Origin of the sequence: Actinoplanes campanulatus (assembly GCF_014647795.1) — a bacterium.
Taxonomy (GTDB): domain Bacteria; phylum Actinomycetota; class Actinomycetes; order Mycobacteriales; family Micromonosporaceae; genus Actinoplanes; species Actinoplanes campanulatus.
In genome coordinates this window covers 324,855-337,350 of sequence record NZ_BMPW01000008.1, presented here as the reverse complement: position 1 = coordinate 337,350, position 12,496 = coordinate 324,855, and the positions used below count along the sequence as shown (strand labels likewise).

General features: G+C 72.9%; 12 protein-coding genes. 6 read left to right on the top strand and 6 right to left on the bottom strand.

Features of this window, described 5'->3' with window-relative positions; genetic code table 11:
• Positions 1–3: 3 nt before the first annotated feature.
• The 5 genes from IEZ13_RS18040 to IEZ13_RS18020 form a co-directional block, all read right to left on the bottom strand.
• Positions 4–738: an anti-sigma factor gene (locus IEZ13_RS18040; RefSeq protein ID WP_183218835.1), complete on the bottom strand. Its 735-nt coding sequence runs from the start codon at positions 736–738 to the stop codon at positions 4–6.
• Entirely contained in the window at positions 735–1,349 is a 615-nt protein-coding gene (locus tag IEZ13_RS18035; RefSeq protein ID WP_183218834.1) for a sigma-70 family RNA polymerase sigma factor, read from the bottom strand. Before IEZ13_RS18035 ends, IEZ13_RS18040 begins: the two co-directional genes overlap by 4 nt.
• A 302-nt stretch (positions 1,350–1,651) precedes the next feature.
• Complete coding sequence (locus IEZ13_RS18030; protein WP_183218833.1) at positions 1,652–2,290, bottom strand: hypothetical protein; 639 nt, start codon at positions 2,288–2,290, stop codon at positions 1,652–1,654.
• Between the two features lie 265 nt (positions 2,291–2,555).
• Entirely contained in the window at positions 2,556–2,837 is a 282-nt protein-coding gene (locus IEZ13_RS18025) for a hypothetical protein (protein WP_229794766.1), read from the bottom strand.
• Positions 2,838–2,842: 5 nt separating this feature from the next.
• Positions 2,843–3,283 carry a carboxymuconolactone decarboxylase family protein gene (locus IEZ13_RS18020; protein ID WP_183218832.1) on the bottom strand — a complete coding sequence of 147 codons (441 nt, stop codon included), beginning with the start codon at positions 3,281–3,283 and terminating at the stop codon, positions 2,843–2,845.
• Between the two features lie 96 nt (positions 3,284–3,379).
• Here IEZ13_RS18020 and IEZ13_RS18015 point away from each other — a divergent pair, with 96 nt between their 5' ends.
• Positions 3,380–6,124 carry an AfsR/SARP family transcriptional regulator gene (locus tag IEZ13_RS18015; protein WP_183218831.1) on the top strand — a complete coding sequence of 915 codons (2,745 nt, stop codon included), beginning with the start codon at positions 3,380–3,382 and terminating at the stop codon, positions 6,122–6,124.
• On the opposite strand, the gene IEZ13_RS18010 is transcribed toward IEZ13_RS18015, so the two are convergent.
• Positions 6,007–6,930 carry a LysR family transcriptional regulator gene (locus IEZ13_RS18010; RefSeq protein ID WP_183218830.1) on the bottom strand — a complete coding sequence of 308 codons (924 nt, stop codon included), beginning with the start codon at positions 6,928–6,930 and terminating at the stop codon, positions 6,007–6,009. The genes IEZ13_RS18015 and IEZ13_RS18010 overlap by 118 nt on opposite strands.
• An 83-nt stretch (positions 6,931–7,013) precedes the next feature.
• On the opposite strand from IEZ13_RS18010, the gene IEZ13_RS18005 reads away from it, so the two are divergent.
• From IEZ13_RS18005 to IEZ13_RS17985, 5 genes are all read left to right on the top strand, one after another.
• Complete coding sequence (locus tag IEZ13_RS18005; RefSeq protein WP_203833688.1) at positions 7,014–7,862, top strand: EamA family transporter; 849 nt, start codon at positions 7,014–7,016, stop codon at positions 7,860–7,862.
• A gap of 60 nt (positions 7,863–7,922) precedes the next feature.
• Complete coding sequence (locus IEZ13_RS18000) at positions 7,923–8,498, top strand: hypothetical protein (protein WP_183218828.1); 576 nt, start codon at positions 7,923–7,925, stop codon at positions 8,496–8,498.
• Positions 8,495–9,256 (top strand): aminotransferase class IV, encoded by a 762-nt coding sequence (locus tag IEZ13_RS17995; protein ID WP_183218827.1) that lies wholly within the window; start codon positions 8,495–8,497, stop codon positions 9,254–9,256. Before IEZ13_RS18000 ends, IEZ13_RS17995 begins: the two co-directional genes overlap by 4 nt.
• A gap of 891 nt (positions 9,257–10,147) precedes the next feature.
• Positions 10,148–10,879 (top strand): DUF7873 family protein, encoded by a 732-nt coding sequence (locus tag IEZ13_RS17990; protein WP_183218826.1) that lies wholly within the window; start codon positions 10,148–10,150, stop codon positions 10,877–10,879.
• Between the two features lie 864 nt (positions 10,880–11,743).
• Complete coding sequence (locus tag IEZ13_RS17985) at positions 11,744–12,487, top strand: GntR family transcriptional regulator (protein ID WP_183218825.1); 744 nt, start codon at positions 11,744–11,746, stop codon at positions 12,485–12,487.
• The last annotated feature ends 9 nt before the right edge of the window (positions 12,488–12,496 follow it).

Sequence of the window (12,496 nt, the reverse complement as noted above, 5' to 3'; positions counted from 1 at the left end):
GAATCAGGTCAGCTTCACGACCGCGTCCAGCGGTGTGGTCGGTGTCGCCGAGCCGGGAGCCGGCTCCACGGTCACCCCCACATCGGATGCCCCGGGCATGCCGTCGACCACCTGCACCGCCGTGGACTGGCCCTCGCCGAGAGCGCCGGCCGACGCGGGTGCGCCGCCCCGGATCGTCCACAGCTGGTAGACCTTCCCCGGATCGGGGGCCCCGTCGGCGGCCAGCATGATCACCCCGGCGTTCCGCGACTGCGAGCTGGCCACCGTGACCCGGCCGCCGCTGTTCAGCCGCTCGGCGTGCACCTGGACGTCCGGGGCGGACAGGATCGACCGGACCCGGGCCTCCCGCTGCTCGGCGAGAGCGGCGACCTGGCGCGCGTCGCGTACCCGCTGATCTTGAATGGCGTAGACGGCCGCGCCCGCCCCGGCCGCCGCGACCACGACGGCGGCCGCGGCCACCAGCCGCAACCGGCCCGGCGACCGGCGCCGCGCCGGGGGAGGCGCCGGAGGCGCGAGCTGACGGGTGCCGGCGATCTCGGCCAGCACGTTCTCCCGCAGCCGGGGCGGCGGCGCCGACCAGGCCCCGTCGGCCAGCCGGGCGGCGACCTCCCGCAGCTCGTCGGTCTCCATCCGGCAGACCTCGCACTCCCGCAGATGCCGGTCGAAGGCGGCCCGCTCGAGGTCGTCGACCGCGTCCAGCACATACGCCCCGAGCAGGGCATGCACGTCCGGGCTCATGCCGCCACCCCCGCCGAGAGGCAGTCGCGAAGGCGGATCAGGCCGTCGCGCATCCGGCTCTTGACGGTCGGCAACGGCACCCGCAGCAGCTCGGACACCTGCGGATACGAATGTCCCTGATAGAACGCGAGGGTGACGGCCTCCCGCTGCACCTCGGTCAGCACGTCCAGACAGTGCCGCACCTGCTGGCGTTCCAGCCGTCCGGTGACCTCGTCGGCCACCTCGTCATAGGGCGTGCCGATCGACGCCACCCCGACCTTCACCGTCCGCTCGGCCGCCGCCTGCTCGGCACGCACCCGGTCGACGGCCCGCCGGTGCGCGATCGTGAACACCCACGAGGTCGCCGACCCGCGCTCCGGATCGAACCGGGACGCCGTCCGCCACACCTCGACGAGCACCTCCTGCGCGACCTCCTCGGCCTGCGCCGGATCCCGCAACACCCGCCGGACCAGCCCGTAGACGCGTGGCGCCACCAGGTCGTACAGCCTGCCGAACGCCTTCTCGTCACCTCGCGCCACCGCCGCCAGCAACACCTCGGCGCCGGGCGCCGTCCCCGGTCCGGGCACCGGAGTCAGATACTCCGGCCGCCCGCCGATGTCGCGCTCCGCCATGTCTCTCCGCTTCTCGCAGACCGACTCTTCCCAAGCCATTCGCAGCGGTCACCCTCACGGATGGGTGAGATTCTCCCCGATTTTGTACGCTCACCGCCGCGATCTCCGTGCCACACCGGGCCGCGACGCGCCATCACGCGCCACTGCCCACTCACCCACCCACCCACGTGCCGCCGCCCGCCACATCAACCCGCGGCGATCTTGGAGGTTTCCGCCATTTCGGGTGGATGGGCGTCCAACGGCCGAGCGTCACCGGCGGCAGAAGCGGGGCGTCGCGGCGCGGTTGAGCGTCACGATGACGCTCAGGACCAGTCGTCTGATCGCCCGGCGGGGGCGGACTCGGCGGCCAGGCGGTTCCACTCGGCCGTGCCGCCGCGCAGGGGCCGACCCTCGGTGCGGGCGTCCTCGTCGCGGGTGAGGACCAGCGTCACCGGCGGCAGACCCTCGGCCCGGGCGGCGGCCAGGCGACTGTGGCCGTCGATCAGGAGCCAGCCGTCCAGGTTGCTCGCCCACCACAGCAGCAGCGGGGGCAGCAGGCCGTCGCCGGCCAGTTTGCGGTACGCCTTCACCCGGCCGTCGTCGGGTGTGGGCAGCGGGCGCAGCGGGACCACGCCGTTCCAGCCGTCGCCCAGCCAGTCGAGTTCGGCGCCGGGCCAGTCCAGCACCAGGTCGGTGGTGAGGCTGTAGGGCGGCAGGTTGCGGACGCCGGGAAGCCGGGGCCAGCCGGCGCTGAACCGGTGGGCCCAGGACACGGCGGCGGTGATGCGGCGGGCCTCGTCGGCCCGGACCGGCGGCACCGGGGAGCGGAATCCGCCGGTTCGGTGCAGCCGGACGCGGTAGCGGTGTGGATGGACCCGGGCGAACAGAACCGGCTGCCCCTGCTGGCGCAGCAGCATCCGGTCGGTGCCTGCCAGCTCCCACCACATACCCGGCACACTCACGCCGGAGATCCTGCCGCATCCGGTGCGGGGTCGGCGACCGGGTTCGGCCGCCGTGGGGTGAGGGTGACCACCGATCTACGCCCGGCGCGGGCCTCGCGGGCCGGACCCGGCAGACGGTCGCAATCTGCCCCGGGCGGTACGCCATCCCCGTACAAGGAAAGGGAGAGAGTGCGGCGCCCGGGGCCGTGAGCCCGCGATCAGCGTGGGGTGCGGCGAATGATCGGGTTTCCGGTGTTCCCGGTCCGCCGCATTCCGGTGGAGCGGCTCATCGCTGATCCACCACCAGGCCGTTGCTGGCGGTCGCGTCACTGGTCAGGGCCATGGCGAGCGGCGCCTCGGGGAAGGTGGCGATGGCGGCCAGCGCGGCGTTCAGCTCCTGCTCGCCGGACCAGTGCCACGTGTCGGTGTAGGTGCCGTCGTCGAGCCGGACCAGCACCGCCGCGGTGAGGCCGGGGTGGGTCTCGCGCACCGTGCCGATCAGCGACGCCCGCCGGGCCAGGAACTCCTCCAGGTCGGCCGGGTCCACCGAGTACCGGTGCGAGCGCACCGCGGTCACCATGAACCGGCCTGCTGACGGATCGGGGCGTTGAGCCGGTTGAACAGGTTCGTCGTGGCGATCGTCAGCAGGATCGCGGCCAGTTGCGGCTCGCTGAAGTGGGCGGCGGCCGCGTCCCACACGTCGTCCGGCACGGCGGCCGGCCGGTCGGTGACCGCCTCGGCCAGCGCGAGCGCGGCACGTTCCGGCTCCGAGTAGTACGGGGTCTCCCGCCACGCCGCGACCACGCCGATCCGTTCGCCGGTCTCGCCGGCCTTGGTCAGGTTCTTCACGCCGGCGTCGACGCAGAAGCCGCACCCGTTGATCTGGCTGACCCGCAGGTGCACCAGCTCCAGCAGTTCCTCCGGCACACCCTGGGTGCGGGTGGCCGCCATCAGGCTCTGGATCGGCCGCATCGCGGCGGGGACGAGCACGGCCGGGTTCTTCATGCGCTGCATGGGTCTCTCCTTGTTCGTTCTGCTTCGTTCTCGTGAGACAGAGGTTGTCGGACCCCGTTGATAGATTCGCGATGCATCGACGATGGGAGGCACATCGTGGGGGGCCTTCGCTTCGCACTTCTGGGGCCCGTGCTGGTCACGGACGGCGGCGAGCCACTGCCCGGCCTCGCCCCACGGCACCGCGCCGTCCTCGCCTACCTGCTGCTCCACGCGGGGACGGTGATCCCGATGGAGCGGCTCATCGAGGCCGTGTGGGGTCTCGACCAGCCGGAGACGGCGCGGTCGCAGATCCACGCGGCGATCACCGCGCTGCGCCGGGCGATGGGTGGGGCCGAGGTGCTGCTGACCCGTTCGGGCGGCTATCTGGCCGATCCCGGGCCCGGCAGCCTGGATGTGCGGGAGTTCAGCGATCTGGTGGCCGAGGGCCGGCTGCGGGAGGCGCTCGGCCTGTGGCGGGGCGAGGCGCTCGCCGACGTGCACGCGCACTACGCCCCCGCCGCCCGCGCGCTGCTGGCCGACCGGCGGCTCGTCGCGATCGAGCGGCTGATGGAGGCGGAGCTGACCGCCGGGCGGCATGCCGCCGTGCTGGACGAGCTGGCCGGGCTCGTGGCGGCGCACCCGCTGCGGGAGCGGCTGGCCGGGCAGCTCGTCACGGCACTGCACCGGTCCGGGCGGCAGGCCGACGCGCTGGCCGCCGCCCGGGCGTACCGGGAGGGGCTGGCCGAGGAGCAGGGCCTCGACCCGGGGGCGGGCTTCCTGGCCGTGGAGCAGAGCGCCCTGGCGGCGTCCCGGTCCAGCTTCCTGCCCTACGACGTGCCCGACTTCACCGGCCGCGACGACGAGCTGGACCGGATCGTCACCGATCCGCGCGGCGGCATCGTCACCGTCGACGGGATGGCCGGGGTCGGCAAGACCACCCTGGCGATCCGGGCCGCCCACCGGCTGGCCAGCCGCTTCCCGGGCGGGCAGCTGTTCGCCGACCTGAGCGGGCACACCGCGTCGGCGGCGCTGGAAATCCTGCTGCGCCAGCTCGGCCTCACCGAGATCCCGCCCACCGAGGCCGGTCGCGCCGCCCTGTGGCGGGCCGAGTTGGCGGCCCGCCGGGTCCTGGTGGTGCTCGACAACGCGACCGACGGCGGTCACGTCCGGCCGCTGCTGCCCGGCAGCTCGGAGAGCCTGCTGCTGATCACCAGCCGGCGCCGGCTGGTCGACGTCGACGGCGCCCGCGCCCTGTCCATGGAGGTGCTGCCGCCCGGCGACGCGCTCGCCCTGTTCGCCGGCATCGTGGGGGAGCGGGCGGCCGCCGAGCCCGCGGCGGTCACCGAGGTGCTCGGCCTGTGCGGGCATCTGCCGCTGGCCATCCGGCTGGCCGCCGCCCGGCTCCAGCACCGGCCACGATGGAGCGTGTCCTATCTGGCGGGCCGCCTGCGGCTGGCCGACCTGGCCACCCCGGAGCGCAGCGTGGCGGCCGCCTTCACGGTGTCGTACGAGCAGTTGGACCCGGCCGAACAGCGCATGTTCCGGCTGCTCGGGCCGGCCCCGGTCCGTGACGTCGAGCCGCACGCCGCGGCCGCCCTCGCCGGCCTGCCGGTGCCCGAGGCGGAGGACCTGCTGGAGAGCCTGCTCGACGCGAACCTTCTGATCCAGCGTGAGCCCGGCCGCTACACCATGCACGACCTGCTGCGCGAGCACGCCCGAGCCTTCCCGGAGGAGGACGGGGCGGTGATGCGGCTGCTCGTGCACTACCTGCACCGGTCCCGGTCGGCGGTCCGCCGGTTGTTCCCGGCCAACGTCGGCGACCGGCCCGGGCTGCCACCCGAGCTGACCCCGGTCGAGCCGATCCGCGATCCCGCCGAGGCCCTCCGGTGGCTGGACGCCGAGCGCGGCAACATCATCGCCACCGCCGCCCACGTCCCCCGCATCTGTGTGGGGCACCTGGCGCACGCGCTCCGGCCGTACCTGGACCGGCAGGCCCACCACGACGACGCCGTCACCCTGCACGGCATCGCCCTGGAGCGCAGCCGCGCCAACGGCGACCCGGACGTGTCCGGCCGTGCGCTCGCCGACCTCGCCTGGACCCACTGGCGGCGCGGCGACTACGAGCGGGCGCTGGACTGCGCCGGGCAGGCGCTCGCCGTCGCCGAGGACGATCCGTTCCCCCGCTCGATGGCCCTGCACACGCTCGGCGACGTGGCCTGGCGCCGCCGCGACACCGCAACCGCCGAGCGGCACCTCAAACAGGCCCTCGACCTGGCCCGGATCGCCGGGGACCGGGCCCGGGAAGGGTTCGTCCTCGGCGACCTCGGCATGGTCCTGGACCAGCCGGGCCGCCACGAGGAGGCCCGCCGCCACCTGGATCTGGCCCTCGCCCTGCACCGGCGCGACGGCAACCCGCTCGGCGAGGCGCGGGTGCTCAACCAGATCGGCACCCTGCTGCGCCATCAGGGCCGCCCCACCGAGGCGGTGGAGCGGCACCGGGAGGCGGGCCGGATCTACCGGGCCATGGGCAACCGCACCGACGAGGCCGCGGCGTTCAACGGCCTCGGTGAGGCGGCGCTGGCCGGCGGCGACCCGGAGCGGGCGATCGAGGAGCACACGCGGGCGGTGGCGTCCGGCGACCGGCCGGAGCGGGCCCGCGCCCATCACGGCCTCGCCCGGGCCCTGCTCGGCCTCGGAAGAGCCGGCGACGCGGCGCCGCACCTCGACGAGGCGGTGCGTCTCTATCAGGAGCTGGGCGTGCCCGAGGCGGAGGAGGCCCGATCGCTCATGCCCGATTCGAGCAGGCGGAGCAGCAGGGCCAGTGGGGGCCAGCCGGTGCGGCCGGTGCGGACCACCGCGTAACAGCGCAGGATCGGGGCCGGGTCGCGCAGCGGCAGCAGGCGCACGCCGGGGCGGGTCGGGCCGGCGACCGGGAGCAGCCCCACGCCGAGGCCCGCCACCACCAGGTCCTGCAACAGCTCCAGGCTGTCCGAGCGATGGGTGATCAGCGGGTCGAAGCCGGCCATCGACGCGATCGTGCGGACCACCTGCTCGTCGGCGACGCCACGGGAGTTGACGATCCAGTCGTGGTCACGGTAGCGGGCGAACACGGTGGGGGCGTCGGCGTCCGCGTGCGGGTCGGCGGCCGGGACGCCGAGGGCCCACTCCGCCGACCACAGGGGACGGGACACGACCGTCCGGTCCGGGGCGGCGGGGGCCAGGTTGAAGTCGTAGGTGAGGGCCAGGTCCAGGTCGTCGGCGGCGATCATGGCGAGCGCCTCGTCGGTCTCGTGTTCGTGGATGCGTACTCGTACCCGGGGGTGATCGTCGGCGAGCCGGGCCACGACGGGCAGCAGCGATCGCCGGATGGCCGTGCCGAAACCGGCGGCGCGCAGCGTCCCGGCGGGTTCCGCGGCCGGATCCAGGTCGAGCCGGGCCGCCTCCAGCGCGGCCAGGATGGTGACCGCGTGCTCGGCGAGCCGCCGCCCGGCCGGGGTGAGCCGGACCCGCCGCCCGTCCGGCTCGATCAGCGGCGTCCCGGCCTCCCGGGCCAGCGCCGCGATCTGCTGCGACACGGTCGACGTGGTGGTGTGCGTCTCCTCGGCGACGGCCCGCATCGACCCGAGCCGGGACAGCATCAGCAGAGTCTCCAGGCGGCGCACGTCCATACCCCAATTGTTAAGTGGTAGCGAACGGTATGTCCAGCATCGTCACGTGGACGCGAACGGTCCGGATCGCATCTACTGGCGGCATGACGCTCACCGCCGTACGCCCACGCACCGACACCCGCACCGGGGCGGCCCTCGCCGTCACCGCCATGACGTGCGTGCAATTGGGTCTGGCCGTCTCGGTGGGCCTCATCGACGACATCGGTGTGGCCGGCGCCGCGTGGATCCGGCTCGCGTGGGCCGGTGTGCTGCTGTTCCTGCTCGTCCGGCCGCGCCTGACCGATCTGAGCCGGCGCGCCCTGTGGTCGGCGGTCGCCCTCGGCGTGGTCACCGGGACGATGACGATGCTGTTCATGGCGGCGGTCGCCCGGCTGCCGCTGGGCACCGCGAGCGCCCTGGAGTTCCTCGGCCCGCTCGGGGTGGCCGTGATCCGCGGGCGGCGGGCACTGTGGCCGCTGCTGGCCGGGGCCGGCGTGCTGCTGCTGACCGAGCCGTGGCACGGCGGCGCCGACCCGGTGGGGGTGGCGTTCGCGCTGGCCGCGGCGGTGTGCTGGGCCGCGTACATTCTGCTCACCCAGCATGTCGGCGACGAGGGCGCGGGGCTGAGCGGCCTGGCCGTCTCGATGCCGGTGGCCGGTCTGGTCGCCACCGTGGTCGCCGGCCCGCAGGTGATCGGCCGGGTCACCGTCGACGTCCTGGTGGCCGGGCTGTTCCTGGCCGTGCTGCTGCCGGTGGTGCCGTTCGTCCTGGAGTTCCTGGCGCTGCGCCGGCTCACCACCGCCGCCTTCGGCACCCTGATGAGCCTGGAGCCGGCCATCGCCGTGCTGGCGGGCCTGGTCCTGCTGCACCAGGTTCCGGGGTGGACGGCGGTCGCCGGCATCGGCCTGGTGGTCGCCGCCGGGATCGGTGCGGAACGCTCCGGCGCCCGTTAATGCGTTGCGGACCGGCCGGGACGGCGGCTACAACCGGCCGCCGGACCGGATGGAGAAAACTTGACCTTGGATATCCGTCCGCTCACCGGCCCCGGTGAGCTGGACCTCTTCAACTCCTTCGAGTACGCGCTCAACGAGGAGATCCCCGGCGATCTGAGCGCCGGCCATCGCCGCCCCGAGTGGCTGTGGGTGGCCGTCCGCGACGGCCGGGTCACCGCCCGCGCCGCCTGGTGGTCCCGCCACGGCGACGAGAAGCCGATGTTCATGGACATCCTCGACGTGGCGCCCGGCCACCTCGACGACGGCGTCCAGTTGATCGAGGCGGCCGCCGTCCACGCCCCGGAGTACGTTCGGTTCGTCCCACCGGACTGGCGCGACCACGGCCACGACTGGCTGCACGTCCTGGAACGCTCCGGCGCCCGGATCTTCGTCGAGCGGCTGCGCCTGCAATGGCAGCCGGGCACCCCGGTCCGGCCGTCCACGGGCCGCCTCGTCTTCCGGGAGCCGCACGACGCCGACGAGCTGATCGGGCTCATGGAGCGGGTGCTCGACGACCTCGGCAACGTGCCGATGGCGGCCGCCTTCGCCCGGGCCGGTTACGCCGTCCTCGAACACCAGGTAGACATGACCTGGTGACGTATGTGGAGATCAACGGTGCGGCGCCGGACGTCGAGGCGCTGCACCGGGCCGCCACCCGGATCCTCGGGCATTTCACCACCATGCAGGTCCGCGGCGGCGCGGTGGCCGGCCTCGACCTGCACCTGCGGCGGCTGCGGGAGGGCTCGGCCGAGCTGTTCCCCGGCGCCGAACCGGCCGCCGACGACACGATCCGGGCGCTGATCGTCCAGGCGCTGCGCGGCGAGCCGGACGCCACGGTCCGGGTCACCGTGCTCGCCGCCGACGAGGTCATGGTCTCCGTCCTCGAACCCGGGGCCGACACGCCACCCCCACCGCTGCGCGCCCGCACCATCGTCTACGAACGCGAACTGCCCCACCTCAAGCACCGCGCCACCCTCGGCCTGTTCCACCACGCCGCCGAGGCGCAACGCGCCGGTTTCGACGACGTCGTCTTCACCGGCCGCGACGGCCTGCTCCGGGAGGGCTCCGTCTGGAACCTGGCGTTCTCCGACGGCAAGCGCGTGATCTGGCCCGACGCGCCGATGCTGGCCGGCGTGACGATGCTGTTGCTGCGCCGCGAACTCGACGTCCCCCAGGCCGTGCGCCCGCTCACCGCCGCCGACCTGCCCGCCATGACCGGCGCGGCCGCCACCAACTCCCGCCACCCGGCCCAGCCGATCGCCGCCATCGACGACGTCCTCTTCCCGGACACCCCGGCCCTGACGTCGGCACTCCAGGAGGCTTGGCGCCGGGTCCCCTGGCAAAAGATCCACTGATTTTGGTACGGGTGACGCCGTCCCGTCATTTTCAGGGCGGTTCCGCCCCGCCGCGCGAGCTCCCTGCCCGCTCCAGCCCGTGCCGCGCCCGCCGGGCGTAGATCGGTGCCTGGGCGGGTCGCCACTTCCTCAGGCGCCGCCGCCCCTGCTGTCGGTCACGTCGGGCGGGTGGTCGGGGTGTTGCCGGCCGGGCTCCCGGGTTGCCCCCTGCCGGTCGCCTGCGTTGGTTTTGTTTCCCAGGCGCGGGGGGTTGCCCGCTCGCGGCCGTTGCGCCGGTCGCTCTGGGCGGGTGGTCGCGCTTTCACGAGGGTGGGCGCGCACGGTGGCGGTGTCGTGGTCGCCTGCGTGGTCTATCGCCGCGATGGCCGCTCACGGGGCAGCCTTCGTGTGCTTTCACCGCCGAAAGCCCGGTCGGTCGGAACTCCGCCTGAGTGGGGAACCCGGTTCACCGGCCTTTGTGGAGGATAGGGGTGGCCGGAACAGCACGGATGTACCACGCATCCTCACGTATCCAAGATTGCGGTCTCGGTGAGTGACTTCCGGCGGGTTTATCGTGGCGCGACCGGCATCGACCGCCACCACCCACCGTGCGCAACCGGAGCAACGGCCGGGAGAAGACCGCCCCGGTTGCCTGGCGAGCACAAGCGCAACCACCCGCCCAGAGGGAGCGGCGTGACGGCCGGGAGCAGCGCGCAGCGCAACCGCCCACCCGGAGCGAGCGGCGGCACATGCGAGGGTGTCCAACCGATCTACGCCCGGCGCGGGCGGCACGGGCTGGAGTGGGCGGTCAGGTCGCTGTCCGCCCGGGGCAGCGCGCGTAGCCCGTACCGGAAATGGGTTTGGGGGTTGGCCGGGTGGTGTTAGCGTTCGGGCCGCTGAAAGGGGACATCGGTGCCGAAGCTGAATCAGATCATCGCCGTCGAGAAGGGCGTCAAGAGCAAGGCGTTCGCCGACCTGAGCGAGGCGCATCACGCCGTGCAGAAGACGGCGCCGCTCGCCGGCATCTCCCGGACCTACCAGCCGAAGGACGAGGAGGGTGAGCAGCTTCCCGCCGAGTCGACGCGGGTGCAGATCAAGGCGGAGGAGATCCTCCGTGACGTGTCCCGCACCCTGACCCGGCTGTTCGACGTCACCGCCACCAAGGACTGGACGAACTGTGTGGCCCGCGCCGACGTGGTCGTCGACGGCCGCGTGATCGCCGCCCAGGTGCCGGTGACCTACCTGCTCTTCCTCGAGAAGCAGCTCGTCGACCTGCACACGTTCGTGAAGAAGCTGCCGGTCCTCGACGCCGCCGAGTCCTGGGTGCGCGACGACTCCACCGACAGCTGGCGGACCGACCCGGTGCGCACCAACCGCACCAAGAAGGTGCCGCGCAACCACGTGAAGGCGGAGGCCACCGAGAAGCACCCGGCCCAGGTCGAGGTGTACTACGAGGACGTCACCGTCGGCTACTGGACCACCGTGAAGTTCTCCGGCGCGCTGCCGGCCAAGCGGGTCAACGAGATCCTCGACCGGGTGCTGTCGTTGCAGACCGCGGTGAAGTTCGCGCGCGAGGAGGCCAACAACACCGAGGCCGTCGACCAGCGGGTCGGCGCCGCGGTCTTCGACTTCCTGTTCGGGTGATGACCCGTCACAGACCCCCGTGGGAGCGCGGGGTGCGCCCGAATTCCGGGCGCGAAGCTGACAGCTGAGGCTGAAGCTGAACCACCCGGTGACAGTGCGGGTTCGAGTCCCGCCCCCTGCATTCCACGCGGGGGTAGCCCAACTGGCAGAGGCAGCCGGGATGAGACTCAGATTCTCGCTCCAATGTCAGCATTCACCACTGATCGCCAGATCGAACGAGCAGGACAGAGACACCGGATGCCGGTTCAATTCCGGCCCGCTCCGCTTTCGGGGGGCGGTAGTTTAAAGGCAAAACCCGGATGTCATCAGAGTGATCCTCGCTCTTAAACGTGCTGGCGTGTGCAACTCAGTGGTAAGCGGAAGCCCGGGGGCTGGCCATGCCCCCGGGCTTCACCAGTCAGCAACGGCCGCTCAGCTGCGACAATGCGGCCTGATCGAGCTGGACATTGCGCCCTCGGATGCGTGTTGGACGCACGACCGGCCGTTCTGGCGCGGTCCGCCGGGTCGCCGCGGGGCCGCCACCTGTCCGGCCTCAGCGATGTACTGCTGACCCGTTTCGCCCTTACCGAAAACACCCACGACCAATTGCGGGGGCGGTCGCGCACGTGGGGGCTTCCGTGTGCGGTGGCAGCGGTGCGAGCCGGGCCGGCAGCGGGAGAGGGCGGATGGCGGCGGCCGGGGCGGGCCTTCGGGCCGTGTCCCAGGATCCGAGCGTGTTTTCCGGCGCAACCATCGCTGCTGCGGAAGAAACCGCAGCTCAGGGGTGGCAGCGAGGGTGGGCGCAGGTGGCGCAGCCGCCCACTGCTTCCAGTTTTCCTATGAGCTTTGTAGGTTTATCCCGATGAAGCGCGGGAGGTGAACGGGATGAGACAACCGGCAACGGTCGAGGCGCGGTGGCGGCGCGCCGACCGGGCGCGGCAGATCGCCGACGTGCTGCGGCACCAGGTGCTCGGCGGGGTGTTCCGGGTGCTGCCCGGCGAGGCGCAGCTCTGCCACGACTTCGAGGCGTCCCGCAACACCGTCCGGGAGGCGCTCGGACTGCTGGCCGCGGAGGGTCTGGTCGCGCGCCAGCCCGGCGTCGGCACCCTGGTCGTCACCGCCAAGTACGCCCACGGCCTGCACCGCCTGGCCGGGCTCGCCGAGACCCTGCACGGGCACGGCGAGATCACCAACGAGGTGCGTACGGTCGCGCTGGTCCGCCCGCCCGCCGTGGTCGCGCAGCGGCTCCGGATCCCGGACGGTGAGCAGGTCGTCTACCTGGAGCGGGTCCGCAGCCTGGACGGCACCCCGGTCTCGCTGGATCTCACCTATCTGCCGCAGGACATCGGTGTCCCGCTGCTCGCCGAGGATCTGGCCGGGCGGGACGTGTTCGTGCTCATCGAGGAGCTGACCGGGCAGAGTCTGGGCACCGCCGACATCAGCATCGAGGCGGTCAACGCCGACCCGCACAGCGCCGACCTGATCGGTGTCGCCGACCGGGCCGCGCTGCTCATGATCGAACGGGTCACCCATCTGGCCGACGGCCGCCCGGTGGATCTGGAGTGGATCCGGTTCCGTGGCGACCGGCTGACCCTGGTGACCCGGCTGAGCCGTATCAGCAGTTTCTAGAATCGCAGG